Source organism: Jidongwangia harbinensis (assembly GCF_020216025.1).
GTDB lineage: Bacteria > Actinomycetota > Actinomycetes > Mycobacteriales > Micromonosporaceae > Actinoplanes > Actinoplanes harbinensis.
Genome location: NZ_JAIWNC010000018.1, coordinates 46,091 through 66,588 on the forward strand (window position 1 = coordinate 46,091; position 20,498 = coordinate 66,588).

General features: G+C 72.2%; 18 protein-coding genes and 2 pseudogenes. 6 read left to right on the top strand and 14 right to left on the bottom strand.

Annotated features, from left to right (window positions below; genetic code table 11):
* The first annotated feature begins 59 nt into the window (after positions 1 to 59).
* Positions 60 to 980, top strand: coding sequence for a hypothetical protein (locus LDL48_RS22170; protein ID WP_225257110.1), 921 nt, complete (start codon positions 60 to 62; stop codon positions 978 to 980).
* Here the strand turns inward: LDL48_RS22170 and LDL48_RS22175 are convergent.
* Together LDL48_RS22175 and LDL48_RS22180 are read right to left on the bottom strand one after the other, a co-directional pair.
* Positions 973 to 1,434 (bottom strand): DUF6912 family protein, encoded by a 462-nt coding sequence (locus LDL48_RS22175; RefSeq protein ID WP_225257239.1) that lies wholly within the window; start codon positions 1,432 to 1,434, stop codon positions 973 to 975. The two genes, LDL48_RS22170 and LDL48_RS22175, sit on opposite strands and share 8 nt — an antisense overlap.
* Before the next feature lie 242 nt (positions 1,435 to 1,676).
* Positions 1,677 to 2,117, bottom strand: coding sequence for a rhodanese-like domain-containing protein (locus tag LDL48_RS22180; protein ID WP_225257111.1), 441 nt, complete (start codon positions 2,115 to 2,117; stop codon positions 1,677 to 1,679).
* A gap of 92 nt (positions 2,118 to 2,209) precedes the next feature.
* Between LDL48_RS22180 and LDL48_RS22185 the strand changes: the two genes are divergently transcribed.
* The 3 genes from LDL48_RS22185 to LDL48_RS22195 all read left to right on the top strand — a co-directional run bounded on the left by LDL48_RS22185 (position 2,210) and on the right by LDL48_RS22195 (position 3,833).
* Positions 2,210 to 2,662, top strand: a complete 453-nt coding sequence (locus LDL48_RS22185; RefSeq protein WP_225257112.1) for an Lrp/AsnC family transcriptional regulator — start codon at positions 2,210 to 2,212, stop codon at positions 2,660 to 2,662.
* Positions 2,663 to 2,704: 42 nt separating this feature from the next.
* Positions 2,705 to 2,932 carry a helix-turn-helix domain-containing protein gene (locus LDL48_RS22190; RefSeq protein ID WP_225257113.1) on the top strand — a complete coding sequence of 76 codons (228 nt, stop codon included), beginning with the start codon at positions 2,705 to 2,707 and terminating at the stop codon, positions 2,930 to 2,932.
* A gap of 403 nt (positions 2,933 to 3,335) precedes the next feature.
* The gene (locus tag LDL48_RS22195) at positions 3,336 to 3,833 is read left to right on the top strand and encodes an Rv3235 family protein (protein ID WP_225257114.1); all 498 of its coding nucleotides are present in this window, start codon (positions 3,336 to 3,338) and stop codon (positions 3,831 to 3,833) included.
* Positions 3,834 to 4,065: 232 nt separating this feature from the next.
* On the opposite strand, the pseudogene LDL48_RS45100 reads toward LDL48_RS22195, so the two are convergent.
* Both LDL48_RS45100 and secA read right to left on the bottom strand, forming a co-directional pair.
* A pseudogene (locus tag LDL48_RS45100) lies at positions 4,066 to 4,374 on the bottom strand (SEC-C metal-binding domain-containing protein); the annotation flags it as partial.
* A gap of 77 nt (positions 4,375 to 4,451) precedes the next feature.
* Positions 4,452 to 6,972 (bottom strand): annotated as a pseudogene (gene secA / locus LDL48_RS22200) (preprotein translocase subunit SecA); the annotation flags it as partial.
* 191 nt (positions 6,973 to 7,163) lie between these two features.
* On the opposite strand from secA, the gene LDL48_RS22205 reads away from it, so the two are divergent.
* On the top strand, positions 7,164 to 8,198 hold the full coding sequence (locus LDL48_RS22205) for a GNAT family N-acetyltransferase (RefSeq protein ID WP_225257240.1): 1,035 nt from the start codon (positions 7,164 to 7,166) through the stop codon (positions 8,196 to 8,198).
* On the top strand, positions 8,195 to 9,238 hold the full coding sequence (locus LDL48_RS22210) for a GNAT family N-acetyltransferase (RefSeq protein WP_225257116.1): 1,044 nt from the start codon (positions 8,195 to 8,197) through the stop codon (positions 9,236 to 9,238). Before LDL48_RS22205 ends, LDL48_RS22210 begins: the two co-directional genes overlap by 4 nt.
* On the opposite strand, the gene hpf is transcribed toward LDL48_RS22210, so the two are convergent.
* The 10 genes from hpf to LDL48_RS22260 form a co-directional block, all read right to left on the bottom strand.
* The gene (gene hpf / locus LDL48_RS22215) at positions 9,235 to 9,855 is read right to left on the bottom strand and encodes a ribosome hibernation-promoting factor, HPF/YfiA family (protein WP_225257117.1); all 621 of its coding nucleotides are present in this window, start codon (positions 9,853 to 9,855) and stop codon (positions 9,235 to 9,237) included. The two genes, LDL48_RS22210 and hpf, sit on opposite strands and share 4 nt — an antisense overlap.
* A 246-nt stretch (positions 9,856 to 10,101) precedes the next feature.
* The gene (locus LDL48_RS22220; protein WP_225257118.1) at positions 10,102 to 10,905 is read right to left on the bottom strand and encodes a phosphoribosyltransferase family protein; all 804 of its coding nucleotides are present in this window, start codon (positions 10,903 to 10,905) and stop codon (positions 10,102 to 10,104) included.
* Positions 10,902 to 12,713, bottom strand: a complete 1,812-nt coding sequence (locus LDL48_RS22225) for an LpqB family beta-propeller domain-containing protein (RefSeq protein WP_225257119.1) — start codon at positions 12,711 to 12,713, stop codon at positions 10,902 to 10,904. Before LDL48_RS22225 ends, LDL48_RS22220 begins: the two co-directional genes overlap by 4 nt.
* The gene (gene mtrB, locus LDL48_RS22230; protein ID WP_225257241.1) at positions 12,710 to 14,395 is read right to left on the bottom strand and encodes an MtrAB system histidine kinase MtrB; all 1,686 of its coding nucleotides are present in this window, start codon (positions 14,393 to 14,395) and stop codon (positions 12,710 to 12,712) included. The genes LDL48_RS22225 and mtrB overlap by 4 nt, the downstream gene beginning before the upstream one ends.
* Positions 14,396 to 14,490: 95 nt before the next feature.
* On the bottom strand, positions 14,491 to 15,180 hold the full coding sequence (gene mtrA / locus LDL48_RS22235; RefSeq protein WP_225257120.1) for an MtrAB system response regulator MtrA: 690 nt from the start codon (positions 15,178 to 15,180) through the stop codon (positions 14,491 to 14,493).
* Between the two features lie 56 nt (positions 15,181 to 15,236).
* Positions 15,237 to 16,523: an iron uptake transporter deferrochelatase/peroxidase subunit gene (efeB, locus tag LDL48_RS22240; RefSeq protein WP_225257121.1), complete on the bottom strand. Its 1,287-nt coding sequence runs from the start codon at positions 16,521 to 16,523 to the stop codon at positions 15,237 to 15,239.
* A 5-nt stretch (positions 16,524 to 16,528) separates the two neighbouring features.
* Positions 16,529 to 17,662: an iron uptake system protein EfeO gene (gene efeO, locus LDL48_RS22245; RefSeq protein ID WP_225257122.1), complete on the bottom strand. Its 1,134-nt coding sequence runs from the start codon at positions 17,660 to 17,662 to the stop codon at positions 16,529 to 16,531.
* 14 nt (positions 17,663 to 17,676) lie between these two features.
* Positions 17,677 to 18,552, bottom strand: coding sequence for an iron uptake transporter permease EfeU (efeU, locus tag LDL48_RS22250; RefSeq protein WP_225257123.1), 876 nt, complete (start codon positions 18,550 to 18,552; stop codon positions 17,677 to 17,679).
* Positions 18,553 to 18,700: 148 nt separating this feature from the next.
* Positions 18,701 to 18,898, bottom strand: coding sequence for a DUF397 domain-containing protein (locus tag LDL48_RS22255; protein ID WP_255628681.1), 198 nt, complete (start codon positions 18,896 to 18,898; stop codon positions 18,701 to 18,703).
* Positions 18,899 to 18,945: 47 nt separating this feature from the next.
* On the bottom strand, positions 18,946 to 19,791 hold the full coding sequence (locus LDL48_RS22260) for a helix-turn-helix domain-containing protein (RefSeq protein ID WP_225257124.1): 846 nt from the start codon (positions 19,789 to 19,791) through the stop codon (positions 18,946 to 18,948).
* Positions 19,792 to 20,498 lie beyond the last annotated feature (707 nt).

Consider the following 20,498-nt stretch of genomic DNA (forward strand, 5'->3'; position numbering starts at 1 on the left):
ATCACCATCCTCGCACGGGGCGAACGACCGTTCAGGGCCCCGCGCGTACCCTGAGCCGCATGAGTACGCAGGAGGAAGCCGTGGTCCCGAAGGCGCCCGCGGAGCGGCCGCCGGCCACCGGGATCGTGCTCGCCGCCGTCGGCACGCTGTACATGGCCGCGCTGCTCTGGTCGGCCCGGGCCACCATCACCGGCCGGGTGGACGCCGAGTCGGAGGTCACCTCGGCCGCGTACGCCCTGCCCGGGGCGATCTCCGCCAGCCTGGTCGCCGGCGCGGCCGTCGCGCTCACCGCACTCGCGCTGGCCGGCCGCCGCCGCACCCTGGGACCCACCGCCCGCTTCGCGGTCGCCATCGGCGCGGGACTGACGCTCGGCCTGCTGGGCGCGCTCTCCGTCATCACGATCAACACCGAGGGCTGGGTGTACGCGGTCCTCGGCGGCACCGTGGCCGCCGCCGCGACGATCGGTGGCGCGCTGGCCGGCGTGCGCGCGCCCCGGGTGGTGGCGGCGGGCTGCTGGGCGGCGATCGCGGTGTTCGCGGTCGGCTTCGTGCTCAGCCTGGCCGTGGTGCAGAACCCGGCCCGGGACCTGCTCGGCGGCGGCGACAGCCAGGCCGCGCAGTCGTCCGCCGCGAACTGGTACTCGCTCCTGCAGGCCGTGCTGAGTGGCGTGGCCGCCGGCGTGGTGGCGTACACCGCCCTGCGCCGGGCCTCCCGCCGCGACGCCGGCACCGCCCCGCCCTGGCCGATGTACGCCCTGGCCGGGGCCGCCCCCGGCCTGGTCCTGGTGCTCGCCGAGCTGCTCACCCGCACCGCCGGCGCCCGCGTCGTCGACCTGGCCGGACGGGTCAGCGAGCTGGAACTGACGGTGCAGCAGATGCTCAGCGGCTCCCGGCTCAACGGCGGCCTGATCATCCTGTTCGTCGGCGCGGTCACCGCCATCATCGCGGTCGGCCGCACCCTGCAGCCGCCGGCTAGGTGAGCCCGTCCAGCTCCGAGACCGCGTACCACTCCAGCTCGTGATCCTCCGCCCCGTCCACCGTGAACTGGGCGTCCGGGTCTCCCGCCAGCGCCTCCTCCACCACCTCGGCGGCCGCCGCGACGGACTCGGCCGCGTCCGCACCGTCCAGGTGGATGGAGGCGATCTCCTTCAGGGACACCGGCTGCGGCAGGCGCACCGTGCTGGAGCCCAGCTCGACGTCCTCCCGGACCAGGTCGCCGGAGGGCACGTCGGCCGAGACCACCACCCGCCGGCGAGGGGCCGCCGGATCGTGCCGGAGGAGCTGCAGCGCGGCCTGAGCGGCCCGGGTGAACGCCACGTACTCCAGCTCTTCCTCGTCGCCCTCGGCGTACCACTCACGCAGCGCCGGGGTGACCGCGTGCGCCACCGTCGGGCCGGTGCCGAGCCGGCCGTCGACGCGCAGAGCGGCCAGCATCGGCACGGTGGCCGGGATGTAGACCCGGACCAGGTCGGTGATCGGCACGCGTTTCCTCCTGCGGTTGGGCTCACCCGTAGTACACCGCCGGTGCGGCGGCCGGAAAGCCTATTCCCCCAGTCGTGTCCGTGCCGTGTCTTTCCGGCGGTGGTGTACCACTGGAGCGCTCCAGTGGTACACCGACGCTGCTATGACCGGCCGATAACGACGGTGGTGTACCAGTGAGCGCCGCCCGGGGCGGGTCAGCAGCCGCAGGACGGCCCATGCACCGGCGACGTCAACGGGTCCGCCGGGCGACGGACCTCACCGCCCGCGGTACGCAGCGGACCGCCCTCCCGGATCCAGTACTCGATCCCGCCGAGCATCTCCCGCACCGCGTACCCCTCCCGGGCGAACGCCAGCGCCGCCCGGGTGGCGCCGTTGCACCCGGGACCCCAGCAGTACGCCACCACCGGCGCCGCCGGGTCGATCAGGTCCCGGGCCCGCTTGGCGATGTCGGCGTGCGGCAGGTGGATCGCCCCCGGGATGTGCCCGTGGTCCCAGGACTCGGTGTTCCGGGTGTCGACGAGCACGAACCCCGGGTCCCCGCCGGCCATGGCGGCCCGTACGTCGGCAGCGTCGGTCTGGAAGGCGAGCCGTTCGGCGAAGAACTCCACGGCCCGCGCTGAGTCGAAGATCGTCATGCCGAAACGCTAGGTCCCCGGCGCGGCGGGTCACAGGGGATGTCAACGGCACCTGGCCCCGACCACCGGGGATTCACCGGTACATTGGGCGGATGGCAGCGGATCTCACGGTCGACCGTACCGATTGGCGCCTGCTCGAGGAACTGCAGCGCGACGGCCGGGCCAGCTACGCCGACCTGGCCCGGGTGGTCGCCATGTCGCCCAGCGCCGTGGCCGAGCGGGTACGCCGCCTGGAGGAGGCCGGGGTGATCGCCGGCTATCGCGCCACGGTCGACCCGGAGCGCGTCGGGCTGCAGGTGATGGCGTTCGTCCGGCTGCGCTATCCCACCGGCAACTACCGGCCGTTCCACGCGCTGCTGGACACCACGCCCGAGATCGTCGAGGCGCACCACGTCACCGGCGAGGACTGCTTCGTGCTGAAGGTGCTGGCCCGCTCCATGCGCCACCTCGAGGAGGTGACCGGCCGGATCTCCGGGCTGGGCTCGGTGACCACCAGCGTGGTCTACTCCAGTCCACTGACCGGTCGCGCCGTCGCCGGTCCCTAACGCAGGCCGTCGAAGGCAAACCGAGGGATATAGGATCGGATCATGGAGGCCAGGTTCATGCTGCTGTCCGAAGTGGCAGCGGAGCTGAACGTCTCGGACTCGCAGGTCTACCACATGGTGCGCAGCGGGGAGTTGCCCGCGATCAAGATCGGTGGGCGCGGTCAGTGGCGCGTCGAGCGCGCCCGACTGGAGACCTACATCCAGCAGAAGTACGCCGAAACGGCCGAATGGGTCAGCCAGAATCCGCTGGTCGAGCGGGACCCCGAGTAGGTCACCGGCGGCGCTGCCCCCGCCACCTCCCCTGACGGCCATCGGTCGTTCCGCCCACCGCTGCGGATGGCCGGATCGGGTTATCCCCAGGTTGTCCACAGGGGATTGACGTCTCTGAGTGCCGTCTGCAGACTCGTTGTCACAAGCAAACGAAGGCAAACGCAGGGATCGGTGGTGCGATATGTCGACGGTCGAAGTGGCGCCCCAGGGGCCCCGGCCCGCGATCCGACTCCGGCCGGTGCCCCGCTGCGATCCGCCCTTCGACGACGAGCGGGATCCGCAGGCATGGTCGTCCCCCCATCAGTTGGCACTGGAATGGCCCGCCCCGCCGCCGCGTGGCGAGCCCACCGGCACGGGCGGCCCGGCCGGCACACGGGCGCCCGGAGGGGCAGGAACGCCGAGGATGGACGGGCAGAGGTGGAAAACCGGCCCCGCCGGTCCCGGGCCGACCGGTCCCGGACTGACCGGTCCCGGGCCGGCCGGTCTGGCGTGCGTGGGTCCCGCCCAGGGCTCGGCACCGCCGGTGGTGGCCGGCGCCTCCGGGGATGCGCGGCTGGCCGTGCGGCGCTTCGTCAGCATGTGTGTCGAGGTGCTGAACGGCTACCGGCCGGCCGCCCACCTCCGCCGGTTGGCGCTGCCCACCGAGGCGGCGCGGGTGGTGGCGCAGGGATTGACCGGTTCCCAGCGGGTCGCGGAGTTGCGCCGCGCCGTCCGAGGGCCGCACCGGCATCGGCGGCAGGCGGGACCGGTGGCGGTGCTCAAGGCGCGGCTGTGCGAGCCGCGCCCGGGTGCGGTGGAGGCGGCGGTGCTGCTGGTGACCGGGGAACGCACCTGGGCCATGGCACTGCGTCTGGAGTTGCACCAACAAAGCTGGTGCGCCACAACGCTGCACCTTCTCTGATCTACTGGCCCGAGCGGCACCCACAAGCCCCCGGGGCGTCCACTGAGCGACATAGGCGGCGGACGTCCCGGGCTCATCCACAGCGGCGAGCACCGAGCACCCCGGCACCCCACCCGCCCGGGGCCGCGCGCCCGGCGGAGGACGGCCCGGGGAACCTGCGCGCGCCGAACGGAAACGGCCCGCACAGCGCGGCGTGAGCCGGATGTGCGGGCCGTTCGGCGGACCGGGGCGGTCAGACGGCGCCCGGGGCGCCGTGGCAGCGCTTGTACTTCTTGCCCGAGCCGCAGTAGCACGGCGCGTTCCGGGACGGGCCGGCCGACTCGGCCTGGGCGGTGCGGTTGGTCGGGGTCTTGCGGTTGGCGCCGGTGTGCGCGGGGCTGGCGGGCACCGGCGAGCTGCCGTTGCCGATGCCGAGCGCAGGCGCCTGCTGCTGCTGGATGACCGGGGCGCCGGCACCGGCCTCGCCGTCGATGGCGGGGGCGGTGTACTGCAGGTTCTGCGGGCGACGGCCGCCGCCCAGTCCCTTGGCGCGGACCTCGACGTGCGATTCGGCGCCGTCGCCGGCGGCCTGGGCCGAGGTGGGCAGCGGGACCGCCTTGGTCGGGTCGACCGTGACGGTGGGCTGCTCTTCGACCTGGACCTCCAGGTTGAACAGGAAGCCGGCGGCCTCCTCCTTGATGCCCTCCATCATCTGGTTGAACATGTCGAAGCCCTCGCGCTGGTACTCGACCACCGGGTCGCGCTGGGCGTACGCCCGCAGGCTGATGCCTTCCTGCAGGTAGTCCATCTCGTACAGGTGCTCGCGCCACTTGCGGTCGATCACGGCGAGCAGAACCTGGCGCTCGAGTTCGCGTACCGCCTCGGCGCCCAGCTCTTCCTCGCGGGCCTGGTACGCCGCCCGCGCGTCCTCTTTCAGCTGCTGGATGAGGAAGTCCTGGTCGATCGAGCTGCGCTCGCCGCCGGACTCCTCGATGACGTCCTCGACGGTGATGCTGACCGGGTACAGCCGGCGGAGGTTGGTCCACAGCTGGTCGAGGTCCCAGTCCTCGGCGTAGCCCTCGCTGGTGGCGGCGCGGACGTAGTCTTCGACCACGTCGTCGATCATGTGCTGGGCCTGGTCGTGCATGTCCTCGCCGTTGAGCACGCGGCGGCGCTCGGCGTAGATGACCTGGCGCTGCTTGTTGAGCACCTCGTCGTACTTGAGGACGTTCTTGCGGATCTCGGCGTTCTGGCCCTCGATCTGGGTCTGCGCGCTGCGGATCTGCCGCGTCACCATCTTGGACTCGATGGGCACGTCCTCGGGGATGTTGAACCGCTCCATGACGGCCTCGACCGCGCCGGCCCGGAACCGCTTCATGAGGTCGTCCTGCAGCGACAGGTAGAACCGGGACTCGCCCGGGTCGCCCTGCCGGCCGGAGCGGCCGCGCAGCTGGTTGTCGATGCGGCGGGAGTCGTGCCGCTCGGTGCCCAGCACGTACAGCCCGCCGGCCGCGATCACCTCGGCGGCCTCGGTCTCGCAGGCCTCCTTGACGGCCGGCATGACCTCGTCGAGCGCCTTCGCGTACTCCTCCGGGGCCTCCACCGGGTCGAGCCCGCGCTGATGCAGCTCGGCCGCGGCCAGGAACTCGGGGTTGCCGCCGAGCAGGATGTCGGTGCCGCGGCCGGCCATGTTGGTGGCCACGGTGACCGCGCCCTTGCGGCCGGCCTGCGCGATGATCGTCGCCTCCTGGGCGTGGAACTTCGCGTTGAGCACGGCGTGCGGGATGCCGCGGCGGCGCAGCAGGGTGGAGAGGATCTCGGAGTTCTCCACCGACACCGTGCCGACCAGGACCGGCTGACCGGTGGCGTGCCGCTCGGCGATGTCCTCGATGACCGCGTTGAACTTGGCCTTCTCGGTCTTGTAGATGACGTCCGGGTGGTCGACGCGGATCATCGGGCGGTGGGTCGGGATGCTCACCACGCCGACGCTGTAGACCTTGTTGAACTCGCCGGCCTCGGTCTGCGCGGTACCGGTCATGCCGCCGAGCTTCTCGTACAGCCGGAAGTAGTTCTGCAGGGTGATGGTCGCCAGGGTCTGGTTCTCCTGCTTGACCTCCACCCCCTCCTTGGCCTCGATGGCCTGGTGCATGCCCTCGTTGTAGCGGCGGCCGTGCAGGATGCGGCCGGTGAACTCGTCGACGATGAGGACCTCGCCGCCCTCGTTGACGATGTAGTCCTTGTCCCGCTTGTAGAGCTCCTTGGCCTTGATGGCGTTGTTCAGGTAGCCCACCAGCGGCGTGTTCACCGACTCGTACAGGTTGTCGATGCCGAGGCGGTCCTCCACCCGGGAGACGCCGCGCTCGGTGATCGCGACGGTCCGCTTGGCCTCGTCGACCTCGTAGTCGCCCTCGCCGTCCTTGCCCTTCTGCAGGCGGCCGACCAGCGCGGCGAACTCGCCGTACCAGCGGGCGGAGTGCTCGGCCGGGCCGGAGATGATCAGCGGGGTGCGCGCCTCGTCGATCAGGATGGAGTCGACCTCGTCGACGATCGCGAAGTTGTGCCCGCGCTGCACTAGCTCGTCCTTCGACCACGCCATGTTGTCGCGCAGGTAGTCGAAGCCGAACTCGTTGTTGGTGCCGTAGGTGATGTCGCACAGGTAGGCGGCGCGGTGCTCGGCGGCCGGCCGGTTCGGCAGAATCACGCCGACGGTGAGCCCGAGGAACTCGTGGATCCGGCCGACCCACTCGGCGTCGCGCTGGGCCAGGTAGTCGTTCACCGTGATGATGTGCACGCCCTTGCCGCTCAACGCGTTGAGGTAGGCCGGGAACACGCCGGTCAGGGTCTTGCCCTCACCGGTCTTCATCTCCGGGATGTTGCCGAAGTGCAGCGCGGCGCCGCCCATCAGCTGGACGTCGTAGGCCCGCTGGCCGAGCACCCGGCGGGCACCCTCGCGAGCAGTCGCGAACGCCTCGACCAGGAGCGAGTCCAGTGACTCGCCGTCGGCGTACCGCTCCTTGTACTGCTCGGTGAGCTCGCGCAACTCGTCGTCGGTCAGATTGACGTAATCGTTCTCGATCGACGTGACCGCGTCTGCGATCCCTTTGAGCCGACGCACCAGGCGACCTTCGCCGGCGCGTAGCACCTTTTCCAAAATCGACACGGGTCAGCGCTCCCCTAGACAGTCTGCCGAACCATCGTAGGCGCCCTTCGGGGACGACCGTGACCCGAGCCTCCTGTTAACCGCGCAAAACAGTCGAAAAACGGCTGAGAGTTCGCTGACAGCGCATCTTCGGGCCACTCGGCAACCCGGTGGTGCCGGTCGGCGTGGCCGGGCAGGATGGCCGGGTGCAAATGGTGGAAATCCGCACCGATGACCTCCTGCTGCGACCGTGGCGGCCGGCGGACGTGGCGGACGTGCGGCGGGCCGGCCGGGACCCGGAACCGGTCGGTGCGGACGCGGTCTCGCTCGCGGTGTGCGACGCCGGGGACGGAACCCTGCTCGGCGGCGCCTGCCTGAACGCACTCGACCGGTCCCGCGGCACGGCCACGTTCGACTACTGGGTCGCTCCCTGGGCCCGCTCCGCGGTGGTCGCCACGCACGCCGGCCGGGCGCTGCTGGGCTGGGCGTTCGAGCGCCTCGGCCTGGTCCGGGCCGACTGGTGCGCGGTGGTCGGCGACCACCCCGCCCGGCTCACCGCGCTGCGGCTCGGGTTCCGGATGATCGGGGTGCGGCCGGCGTCGTCGGGGCAGCCGGAGGAATGGCTGGCGGCGCTCGTACCCGGGGATCTGACCGGGCCCGGCCACGACGTCGGCCCGGCGGTCCGGCGGCAGGCCACGGTGTTCGGCGGCGACCCGCCGACGCTGGTCGCCGGTCCGGTCTCGCTGCGGCCGCCGGCCGCCCGGGACACGGCCGGGCTGCGCGCGGCATACCGGGACCCGGAGATCATTCGTTGGTACGGCGTACCCGAACAGGCCACCGACGCGGACATCCACCGTTTCCTGGTCGACACGGTGCGCTGGCAGTGGGCCCGGGGCGAGGAGGCGGTGTTCGTGGTGGCCGGACCGGACGACGCCTTCACCGGCATCGCGGACCTGCGGATCGGCGACGACCCGGAGGTCGGCGAGGTGGGCTACGCGATGCTGCCGGAGGCCCGCGGGCGCGGTCACGCCACCGCCGCGTTGCGGGCGCTGACCCGGTGGGGCGTCACCCAGCTCGGGCTGGCCCGGATCCAGTGGCAGGCCGAGGTCGGCAACGACGCCTCCCGGCGGACCGCGGAGAAGGCCGGCTTCACCGTCGAGGGTGTGCTGCGATCCGGGTACGAGCAGGACGGGCGCCGGCGCGACTGCTGGGTGGCCTCGATGCTGGCGAGGGAGATGACGGCATGACGGCGGTGCGACTGCGCGACCTGCGCCCCGACGACCACGACGCGCTGGCGGCCGGACTCGGTGACCGGTTCGTCCGGACCGAGGTGCCGCAGATCCGGGCCGGCGGCGGCGACGTGCTGGTGATCGCCGAACCGGAGTCGGACCGGCTGCTCGGCAGCGTCGCCCTGGACCGGGTGGTGCCGGCCCGAGGCCAGGCGGAGATCGGCTGCTGGGTGCGTCCGGCGGACCGCGGCCGCGGGGTCGGCACGGCCGCGTTGCGGGCCCTGGCCGGGCGCGCGTTCGCGGCCGGCCTGGCCCGGCTGGAGCTCATCACGCACGGTGAGGACCCGTTCGGCCAGCGGGCCGCGATGGCGGCCGGATTCCAACGCGAGGGGGTACGCCGGGGCGCCGCGCCGAACCCCGACGGCGGCCGTGACGACCTGCTGGTGTTTACCCGGCTCGCGACCGACCCACCGGGGCCGGTGGCGCGAGCGCTGCCGGACCTGCCGGGCGGCGAACTCACCGACGGGGTGATCACGCTGCGTCCGCTCACCGTGGCCGACCTCGACTTCTACGCCGCCCTGCACCGGGAGGCGGACGTGGTGGCGACGACCGTGCCGCCGGTGCCGCCGAGCCCGGCCGAGATGCGCCGGCGGTGCGGGTGGGCGGCGGCGAACTGGCTCGCCGGTCAGCGCGCCGACCTGGTCATCACGGATGCCGCCACGGGTACCCCGGCCGGCGAGATCGGCCTCTTCTACCAGGAACCGCCGACCGCCCAGGCCATGATCGGCTACAGCATGCTGCCGGCCTGGCGGGGACGCGGATTCCCCACCAGGGCGGCGCAGCTGGTCGCGCTCTGGGCGTTCGCGGAGACGTCCATCGCGCGGTTGATCGCCGGCGCGCTGCCGACGAACCTGGGTTCCCAGCGGGTGCTGGAGAAGGCCGGCTTCCGGCGCGAGGCGTACCTGCGCTCCCGCCTGCCCGGCCCCGACGGCACCCGCTACGACGACGTCCAGTTCGTCCTCCTCCCGGAGGACGTGGTCGACCGCCTCGGCCTCTAGGCCGTGGCTTCCAGGCTCAGGATTCCGTAGTCGTAGCCACGTCGGCGGTACACCACGCTGGGCCGGCCGCTCTCCTTGTCCAGGAAGAGATAGAAGTCGTGGCCGACGAGCTCCATCTGGAAGAGGGCGTCGTCGACGGTCATCGGGTCGGACGGATGCTCCTTCTCGCGCACGATCCGCCACGGCTGGCTGTCGTCGTGCTCGGCGAGTGCGGTGGCCACCGGTGCGGAGTCCGCGACCGGTTCGAGGCTCGGCAGGTCGGTCGGCAGGCCGGCAGTGGCGGCGGCGACCGAGACGGGGGCGTGGCGCCCCCGGTGGACCCGGCGGCGGTCGGCGGCGCGGCGCAACCGGCCGTCGAGCTTGTTGATGGCGGCGTCCAGGGCGGAATAGAAATCCTTGGCGCAGGCCTCGGCGCGTACCACGGGACCTCTGGTCATCACCGTGATCTCGACGCGCTGGCACTTGTCGGACTGCCGCGGGTTGCGCTCGTGGAAGAGTTCCACATCCGCTCTCATCAGCTTCTGGTCGTAGCGCTCGACCTTGCTCAGCTTGTCGGCGACGTGTTCCCGATAGTGATCGGGAACCTCTACGTTGCGGCCCTTGACGACAATGTCCACTCGTGACCTCCCCCAACGTTTCGTCCTGCAGACGCCGCTGCGGCGGATGCCGCGGGCGTCAGATTGCGACGCGGTGTGCTGGTCTCGGTACGCCGGGAGTCACCGAACGACCCCGGGAGGCGTGACCGAACGGGCTTGACGGCTCCTTTCCGGCGCGACGATCGCTCGTGACGACTGCGCTCCGGTACGGGCAAGGCATGTGGCTTACCCTCGTCATCTTGACGCTAACGTGCGGATGCCCGCCCGTCACCCCTCGTTGGGTGAACCGATCGGATGACGGAAGGCACTTGCGGAACCGCCCGGCGGCAAGTACCGCAAATCCCCCGGAGGCGTCCTGCGCAACCGCGTGGCGGCCAGCACCGCCGCACCCGCCACCTGCACATTCGCCTCCCGGAGCCGGGTCGTCGCCGCGGCCAGCGTGGCGCCGGTGGTGACGATGTCGTCGACTACCACCAGCGTCCTCCTGATCGTCGGATCGCGCCGCAGATCGCGGATTCGAGCGGGCCGGATTCGCAGCGAACTCTCAGCGGCGGCTACCCGGCCGGCCGGGTCCAGTGACGCAGAGTCGGGTCGCGGGGTGACCCGGAGCGGCCGCCGGATCTGGGCCCGCCAACCGGCCCGGCGCAGCCGTCGCACCGCGTGCCGGCCGAGTCGCGACATGTGGTCACCGTGGCGCTCCCGGACGGCCCGGGCGGTGGACGGCACCGGCACCACCACGACCGGCACGCCGGGGCCGCCGCCGGCCCGGGTCGCCGCAGTCGCCACCGCGGCGGCCAGCAGCGCGCCGAGCGGCCCGGCCAGGCGGTGCCGGCCCTTCTCCTTGTAGCCCAGCAGCACGCCGCGCAGCGGGCCGGCGTACGGCCCGAGCGCGGTGCACGGCGGCAGGCCGGCCGGCGGCGGCTCGGGCGCGGTCGGGTGCGGCACGAGCGCCTCCAGGGCGGCCGCGCAGTCGGCGCAGACGGCGAAGCGCAGCGGCACCCGCTCCGCCCCGCACCCGGCGCAGGCACCGGGCAGCACCAGGTCGGCCAGGGCACCGGCCAGCGCGGTCACCGCAGGAACAGCGGCGCGGTCGGCGCCGCGCCGGCCGGCGGGTCGGCGACCGGATCCGCGAGGTCGGCCGGGCCGATCGGGGTCGGGTCGACGAGCGCCTCGTACGCCGCGCCGCTCGCCACGTACACCACCGAGTCGGAGTGGGCGCTGTCCGGGGCGGCCGGGTACGCCGTCAGGTAGCTCACCGTGACCGAACCGAGGTCGTTCAGCCGTTCCGAGCGCTGCGCGCCGTCGATCGACACGTCCATGATCGCCACCCGGTTGTTCTGTTCCCGGATGCCGCCGATGGCGAGCCAGCCCTCGCTGCTCCAGTCCACCGCGGTGTGCGTCCGCATCGGGGTGCGCAGCAGCTGGGGGGTGCCCAGCTCCCAGCCGTCGCCCGCGGTGACCAGCGCGGCCAGGTAGAGCCGGCCGTCCACGATCGCCGCCACCCGGTGCCCGTCCGGGGCCACCGCCACCGCGGTGATCCGCCCGCCGCCCTCCGGCCAGGTCAGGCGCCGCGCCGCGCCGCCGTTCGTGGTGAAGCTGTACAGCTGGTTGCCGGCCACGACCAGGCCGGTGCCGGTGCCCTCCGGCTGGTCCGGGGTGACCACCCACACCGGGGGGCCGATCTGGCCGCGCAGCGTCACCCGGCGCAGGTCGGCCAGTTCGCCGGTGCGGGCACTGGCCACCCGCAGCGACGTCCCGGAACCCTCGGCCACCACGACGGCCGCGTAGGTGCGCGTGTTGGTGCTGCTGAACGCGGCGGACCGGACGTTGCGGTTCGCCTCGGGACGCAGCAGCGGCACCGCCTCCTGGGCGTACGCGGAGCGGGCCAGCCGGCGGATCTGCCCCTGGTAGACCACGAACCGTTCCGGCTCGTCGGCCAGCCGGTACGCGGCGTTGCTGCTCAGGTAGTCGTTGCTGTCGTACTCGACCGGGTCGTTGTGCCCGACCGTCAACTCGAGCACCTTGGGCAGGTTGGGCCGCAGGGACCACATCAGCTGGCGCCGCAACCGGTCCAGCGCGGCCGGGTCCTCCGGCGGCACGGCCTGGCCGGTGAGCGCGATCTGGAGCTTGTCGTTGCTGGCCGCCGGCACGTTGCCGACCACCGTGGTGCCCTGCGGCAGGGTGTCGACCGCGTCCCGGATCAGCGGCGACGGGCCGTTCGCCAGCCAGCGGATGATCTCGGTGGGCTGCTGGGTGGCCGGGACGCTGGCCGGCAGGTACCGCAGGTCGGGCACGAGCGACGTGTGCTCGGTGTTCCAGAAGTAGACGGTGCGCGGCCGGTAGAACTGGGTCAGCGCCTCGTCGCTGATCAGCAGGCCGGGCGGCGGCTTGGTGACGAACAGGCCGGGACTGCCACCCACGCTGCTCTGCACGGTGATCGTGTAGTTGGTCACCGTGGCGTCGCCGGACGGGGTCAGGATGCCGTTCGCGTCCAGCACGCCGACCTGCTGGGCCTTGAAGCTGATCTGATCGCTGCCCGGGTTGATCAACGGTTCCTCGGCCAGGCGGATCACCCGGACGTCCACCGCGGCCTTGAACGTCTCGGCCGCCGCCGGTGACAGAAACTGCTTGACCCGGCCGACCGCGCCGTCCGGGTCGCCGGCCGCCGCGGACAGGTAGAACTTCAGAAATTGCGCCCGGTCGGTGGTGTCCTCGCGGTTGTTGCGGGTGGGGCTGTTGTCGCCGCCCGGCGAGGTGCCGATCGATGGGCCGGGCGCCACCGCCAGCACGTCGCTGTTGTCCGGTATGCCGCACCCGCCGGCCAGCAGTGCGGTGGCCGCGGCGGCGATCAGCCAGCTCCGCACCGCCCGCCGCCTCACCGCGCCACCTCGGCGGCGTCGGCCACGACCTCGCCGGCCGGCTCCGGACGGGCGGTGAGCGCCGGTGGTGCGCCACTGCGGTCCCGCGGGATCAGCGGAAGGGGCGCGGCGACCAGCCGGTCACCGGCCCGCACCGGCAGGGTCAGGCGGAACTGGGCGCCGCCGCCGGGCGTACCCCAGGCCTCCAGCCAGCCGCCGTGCAACCGGGCGTCCTCGACGCTGATCGACAGGCCGAGGCCGGTGCCGCCGGTCTGCCGCGCCCGGGACGGGTCGGCCCGCCAGAACCGGTTGAACACCAGCCGCTCCTCCCCCGCCTTGAGCCCCACGCCGTGGTCCCGGACGGTGACCGCCACGGCCGCGTCGTCGGCGGCCAGGGTGACCTCGACCGGCCGGGCCTCGCCGTGCTCGACCGCGTTGCCGACCAGGTTGCGCAGGATCCGCTCGACCCGGCGCGGGTCCACCTCGGCGATCACCGGCTGGTCCGGCAGTCGCAGCTCGATCGCGACGCCGACCCGCTCGGCCAGGCCGGCCAGGCGGTCCGCGACCCGCTCCACGATCGGCACCAGGTCGGCGTGCTCGGCGTCCAGGGCGGCGAAGCCGGCGTCGAAGCGGCTGATCTCGAGCAGGTCGGTGAGCAGGCTCTCGAACCGGTCCAGTTCGGCCTGCAGCAGCTCGGCGCTGCGGGCCACGGTCGGGTCGAACTCGTCGCGCTCCGCGAAGATCAGATCAGCGGCCATCCGGACCGTGGTCAGCGGGGTGCGCAGCTCGTGCGACACGTCGGAGGTGAACCGCCGCTGCAGCCGGGACATCTCCTCCAGCCGGACGATCTGCCGCTGCAGGTTCGCCGCCATCTGGTTGAAGGACGCGGCGAGCCGGGCCAGGTCGTCCTCGCCGTCCACCTTCATGCGCTGGTCGAGCAGGCCCGCGGAGAGGCGCTGGGCGGTGCGCGCGGCGACCCGTACCGGGGTCACCACCAGCCGGGTGACCAGCGCGGCGACCACGCCCAGCAGGATCACCAGGGCCAGCCCGGTGGCCAGCACGGTGGTGCGGATCTGATTGGCGGCCCGGTCCTCGGTGGTCAGTGGCACCAGGTAGTACAGCTCGACGTGACCGAAGCTGGTGGGCACCGGGGAGCCGTACACCAGATATTTGGTCTGTACGCCGTCGACCTCGACGGTGCGGATCTGCCGGGCCACCCGCCGCTGGTCGGCCACCGCGCGGGTCAGGTCCGGCGTGATCAGTGCGGCGGTGTCGACGTTCGCGGAGGTGACCGGCTTGAGGTCGGGGTAGCGCTCGGCGCGCATCGCGACCACCGCGCCGCCGCTCTCCGCCGGGTCGCCGTCGGCCAGGTAGTTCACGGTCTCGCTGAGGGTCAGCGGCAGCTTCGGGTCACGCGGCTGGACGTGCACGGTGAGCTGCTTGTACGCGTAGTCGACCTTGCCGCGCAGCTGGCTGTACACCTCGTCCTGGGCACGGCTCAGCAGGATCTTGGCGCTGCGGTCCGCCACGAACCAGCCGAACGCGGCGACCAGCAGACTGGATGCCACCAGCGTGAGCACCACGACGCGCAGTTGCAGCGACCGGCGCCAGGCCCGGCGGGCCGGCTCGGCGGCACGGCGGCCCCGCCGCAGCGCGACACGCCAGTAGCGCCGCACCACCCTCAGGGTGCGGCGGACGGGCATGGGCAGCCAGGCGGGAGCGCGCATCTCGCGGCAAGACTAGCGCTTTCGGGTCCCGGCGCCGTCCCGCGCCGGTAGCGGCTCAGCCCGCCGGGCGATCAGCCGGTGCCCGCCTTGTAGCCGACGCCGCGGACCGTCAGGATGATCTCCGGCCGCTCCGGATCTGGTTCGATCTTGGCGCGCAGACGCTGCACGTGGACGTTCACCAGCCGGGTGTCCGCGGCGTGCCGGTAACCCCACACCTGCTCCAGGAGCACCTCGCGGGTGAACACCTGGCGCGGCTTGCGGGCCAGCGCGACCAGCAGGTCGAACTCCAGCGGGGTCAGCTTCACCTCGTCGCCGTCGCGGGAGACGGTGTGCGCGGGCACGTCGATGGTGATCTGGTTGCCGGGCGGCCCGATGGTCAGCATCTCCGGCGCCACGTCCTCGCCCCGCCGCAGCCGGGCCCGCATCCGCGCGACGAGTTCCTTGGGCTTGAACGGCTTGACCACGTAGTCGTCGGCGCCGGACTCCAGGCCCAGCACCACGTCGACGGTGTCGCTCTTGGCGGTCAGCATGACGATCGGGATGCCCGACTCGGTGCGGATGGCGCGGGCCACGTCGATGCCGCTCATGCCCGGCAGCATCAGGTCGAGCAGGACGATGTCCGGCCGGCTCTCCCGGAACGCGGCGAGCGCGCGCTCGCCGTCCGCCACGAAGGAGGGCAGGAAACCTTCGCTGCGCAGAACGATGCCGAGCATCTCCGCCAGCGCCGGATCGTCGTCGACCACCAGTACCCGGGCTCTCATGCGACCCAATATTGCACTGTCCGGCTCGCTGCTGCGTGACCCGGGGGCGATCATGCTCAGCGCGCCTGGGCGAACAGGGCCTTTCCCCAGTAATCGTCCGGCCCGCTGAGGCCGGGCGGGCAGGCGAACAGGCCGCTGGACACGTGCCGCAGGTACTCGTTCATCTCGTCGCTGCGGGCCAGGCTGCGCTGCACCGGCACGAACCCGGTCCGCGGGTCGCGCTGGTAGGCGAGGAAGAACAGTCCGGCGTTGAGCCGGCCCAGCCCGTCCGAACCGTCCACGAAGTTGTAGCCGCGGCGCAGCATCCGGGCGCCGTTGTTGTGGCTGGGGTGGGCCAGCCGCACGTGCGACGTGGTGGCCAGCAGCGGCTCGCCGTCCGCGCCCACCGCCGCGAAGTCCGGCTCGTCGAACTCGTCCTGCTTGCCCAGCGGCGCGCCGCTGCCCTTGCGCCGGCCGACGATCGTCTCCTGCTCGGCCAGCGGCGACCGGTCCCAGGTCTCGATCAGCATCCGGATCTTGCGGGACACCAGGTACGACCCGCCGGTCATCCAGTCCGGCCCGTCGCCCGGCTGCACCCAGAGGTGGTCGCGGAGGCGGTCGGTCTCCTCGGCCTTGAGGTTCTTGGTGCCGTCCTTGAAGCCGAACAGGTTGCGCGGCGTGGCCTGGTCGCGGGTGGTCGACGAGGTACGCCCGAAGCCCAGCTGCGACCAGCGGACGCTGACCACGCCCATGCCGATCCGGGCCAGGTTCCGGATCGCGTGCACGGCGACCTGCGGGTCGTTGGCGCACGCCTGCACGCACAGGTCGCCGCCGGAGATGGCCGGGTCGAGCGCGTCGCCGGGGAACCGGGGCAGGTCGGCGAGCGCGGCCGGCCGCAGCGCCGCGAGCCCGAACCGGTCGGAGCCGGCCGCGTCCCGGAACAGCGTCGGCCCGAAGCCCACCGTGACGGTCAGCCCGGACGGCGGCAGCCCGATCGCCTCGCCGGTGTCGTCCGGCGGAGCCTCGGGTACGCCGCCCACCGCGCCGATCTCACCGGCGTCCCGCCCGGCCGTCATCCGCGCGGCCGCGGCCGCCCAGTCCCGCAGCATCCCGGTGAGCCGGTCCCGGTCCTTGGTGATCACGTCGAACGCGACGAAGTGCACCCGGTCCTGCGCCGGCGTGACGATCCCGGCCTGGTGCTCGCCGGTGAACGGCACCGCGCCCGCGGCCAGGTCGCCCTGCAGATCGTCCTTACCGGCGCCGCGGACCACGGCACCGCCCACGGCCGCCGCACCGGCGATCCCGGTCACGCCGATGCCGGCGAGCGCGATGGCCCGCCGGCGGGACAGAGAGGTCTCGGACATGGCTCCTACTTCTTGGACACCACGGCGGCGACCCGGCTGATCGGCTCGGCGAGCGCGTTGATCGCGTCGGAGAGCGCCTTCAGGTCGGCCTGGGTCAGCTCGGTGTGCAACTTCCAGCCGTCACCCTTGCGGTGCTTGGCCAGCGCCGCGTCGACGTTGGCGAACTCCGTGTCGAGCGTCTTGACCAGCGCCGGGTCCCGCTCCTCCAGGACCGGGCGCAGCGACGCGACGGCCGCCTTGGAGCCCTCCACGTTGGCGTTGAAGTCCCACAGGTCGGTGTGCGAGTAGCGGTCCTCCTCGCCGGTGATCTTGCCGGTGGCGACCTCGTCCAGCAGGGCCTTCGCGCCGTTGGCGAGCTGCAGCGGGGAGAGCTTCTCGGCGTTCGCCTTGGCCACGATCTCCTTGACGTCGGCGAGCAGCTGGTCGGCGATCGGGCCGTCCTTGCTGACGTCGCCGCTGCCCCACAGGTCCTTCTCGATGCGGTGGAAGCCGGTGAACGGCATGCCCTCCTCGACGACCTCCTCGCGGCCGTCGATCTTCGGGTCCAGGTCGCCGAAGATCTCCGCGACCGGCTCGATCCGCTCCCAGTAGGTGCGGCTGATCGGGAACAGCTCCTTGGCCTTGGCGACCTCGTTGGCCTTGACCGCGGCCACGAACTCCTCGGTCTTGGTGAGCAGCGCGCCGGTCTGGCTCTTCACGTACCGCTGGTAGCTCGCCGTGGCGTCGGCCAGCTTGGCGTCGTCGGTGAGCGGCGCGGACGAGCCGGACACGGTGAACGCGCTGCGGATGCCCTTGCCGATCATGCCGGGCTTGCAGGCCGTCTCGTAGGTGCCGGCGGGCAGTTCCACGTGCATCTCCCGGGACAGCCCGGGCGCGATGTTCTCCACCTCGGCCATCACCCGGTCGCCCGGCGCGTACACGTAGAACTCGGTGACCTTGCTGCCGGAGTTGGTGATCGCGAAGACGTTCGTGCCGGCGTCCGCGGAGTTGCGGGCGACCGCACAGCTGGTGTCGGACGCCTGGACCGCGATCGGGCCGTCCGTGCCGGCGCCGGCGCCGGTGTCGTCGCCACCGCAGGCGGCGAGGCCGGCGGAGAGGACGCTCACCGCGGTGAGCGCGAGGATTCGAGGGGTACGCATGCGGTTCGGTGCTCCTATGGCTGCGGCGCGGGCGCCGGGGTGGACTCGGTGGCCGGCTCCGGTGCCGGCGCCGTCGCCGGTCGGACCTTGCGCGTCGGGCGCAGGAAGATCGCCAGGACCGGGATGCCGTACGCGGCCCAGGCGACGACCTCGAGCACGCTCGCGGTCGGAGTGATGTTGAACATTCCGGTGAGCAGGGCGGTGTACCAGGCGTTCGGGTCCAGCACGCCGCTGATGTCGTACGCCAGCGTGTTGAGGCCCGGCAGCACGCCCGCCTCCTGCAGGTCGTGCACGCCGTACTTGAGGATGCCGGCGGCGACCAGGATGAGCAGCGACCCGGTCCAGGCGAAGAAGACCGAGAGGTTGATCCGGACCGCGGTGGCGTACATCAGGTAGCCGATCGCCACGGCGGTGGCGATGCCCCCGATCAGCGCGTACAGCGGGCCGCCGTTGACCGACGCGCCCTGCACCGCGGAGTAGAAGATCAGCGACGTCTCCAGACCCTCGCGGACCACCGCGAGGAACGCCATGCCGGCCACCGCGACCGAGCCCACCGCGAGCGCGTCCTGCAGCTTGCCGCGCAGCTCACCGGCGATGGACCGGGCGGCCTTACGCATCCAGAAGATCATCCAGGTGACGAAGACGACCGCGGCGATCGAGGCGACCGCCTCGAACAACTCCCGGTGCTGGTACTTCTGCAGCAGGGTGGTCGAGGTGTAGCTGAGCAGCCAGCCGAAGAAGACGGACAGCGCCACGGCCAGCCCGACGCCGGCCCAGACCTGCACCAGCCGGTCGGTACGCCGGGACTTCACGAGGAAGGCGACCAGGATGCTCACCACGAGCGTGGCCTCCAACCCCTCGCGCAGGCCGATGAGGTAGGTGGCGAGCATGGCACTCCATTAGCTAAGGCATTCCTAAGTAAGGCTCGGCATACCTTAGACGCGGGGTTGCGCGGCCAGTCAAGTCGACGCCGTACTTCTGGCGTCACACATGCGAAAGGGCGGCCCCACCTGGGGGCCGCCCCGACGGACAAGCAGGTTAGGGGCGGTCGAACTCCCCATTTCGCACGCCCGCCACGAAGTCCGCCCAACCCGGCGCGGCGAACCGCAGCACCGGACCGGTGACGTCCTTCGAATCGCGGACCAACACGGTCGCCGGGGTCTCCGCGACCTCCACACAGTGACCGGCGGCACCACTGCGGGTGCTCTTACGCCAGATCAGATTATTCTCGGACAAAGTTGTCCCTCCCACAGGTCGATACCCACCGGGTAAACGAGTGGGACTTACCGGAGGGCATCACCCGTTCGGGCGATCAGCGCCCGACTGTCGTCCGGTGACAACGCGCGGCGGCGCAGGTCGTCGTACGCCTCCCGGTAGATTTGGACGTCGTCCCGCTTCAGGCGGAACTGCCCGCCGGTGAGGCTCTCGCTGTGCACCACCGGCCCCCGGCTGCCCGGCGCGAACTCCAGAATCATGAACGACTCCGGCAGCGCGGCGTGCGCGCCCACCGAGAACGGCAGCACCAGCACCTCCACCTTCGGCCGCAGACTGGCCTCGGACAGCCGCTGCAGTTGCCGGCGCAGAACCTCGGGCCCGCCCACCTCGCGGTGCAGCACCGCCTCGTCCAGCACCACGGTCAACTCCGGCGGCGGCTCCCGGAGCAGCACCGTCTGCCGCGCCATCCGCAGCGCCAGCCGCCGCTGCACGGTCTGCGGATCGCGGACCCCCGCACCGGCCTGGATCACCGCGAGGGCGTACTCGTCGGTCTGCAGCAGGCCCGGCACGATCTGGGTCTCCCACTCACCCATCGCCTCGGCCTCGGCCTCCAGGGCCAGATACTCGTCGTACGGGTCCGGCACCGACGACCGGTACGGCGTCCACCACACCCGGACGCGGCCCCGGCGGGCCAGGTTGCGCAGGCGGGTGCGGACCTCCGGACGAGCGGCGTACGCCGCCAGCAGACGGTCCAGATCGGTGTCACTGATGCCGGTGCGCGCGGTCTCGATCCGGCTCAACTTGGACTCCGACCAGCCCAGCGCCCGGGCCACCGCGGCGCCTCTGCGGTCGCCACGGAGGCGGCGGAGTTCGTCACCCAACTCCTGCCGCGCCGTCGATGTCGGCCTCGCCACGCGAACACCGTACCGGCACGCCGGTGACCTACTGCAACTTGCACGACACAAGATGCACTTGCCGCAGCTCAAGCGACGTGGGCTAATGGGATCGACAGTCCGATTCGCGGAGATCCGGTGGCGGCAACCGGCGGGCCTCCGCACACGCATCGAGCCCCGTCCGGCGTCGGACGGGGCTCGATCGGTCTGCCGGCCGGCCCGCGCCGAATAGCGAACGGGACGGCAGGTCATAGACCAGCCGCCCCGTTCATCCCCCCGGTTTGGTACCGCGCGCGTCCGTGGGACCCCCCGATCACCAATGACGCTGCGTACATGTAGCTTCACACTCCGCACAAGCCCGTGTCAAGCAAATCCGCATATTTGCTGTTTTGTGTTGGAAGCGGGGGTGCCGGCGGGCGGCGCGTTGCCGCTGGTGGCGGCGCCCCACACCGCCACACGGACAGGCGCACCGTGCCCGCCGTGTCGACCTCGGGCGCGGACCGCACCACACCCCCACACACACGCCCGAGCCACACCGCGCCTGTCGACCTCCGGCACGGACCGCACCACACCCCCACACAGACACCTGGGTCAGACCGCGCGTGTCGACCTCCGGCACGGACCGCACCACAGCCCCACACAGACACCTGGGTCAGACCGCGCGTGTCGACCTCCGGCACGGACCGCACCACACCCCCACACAGACACCCGAGCCACACCGCCCGTGT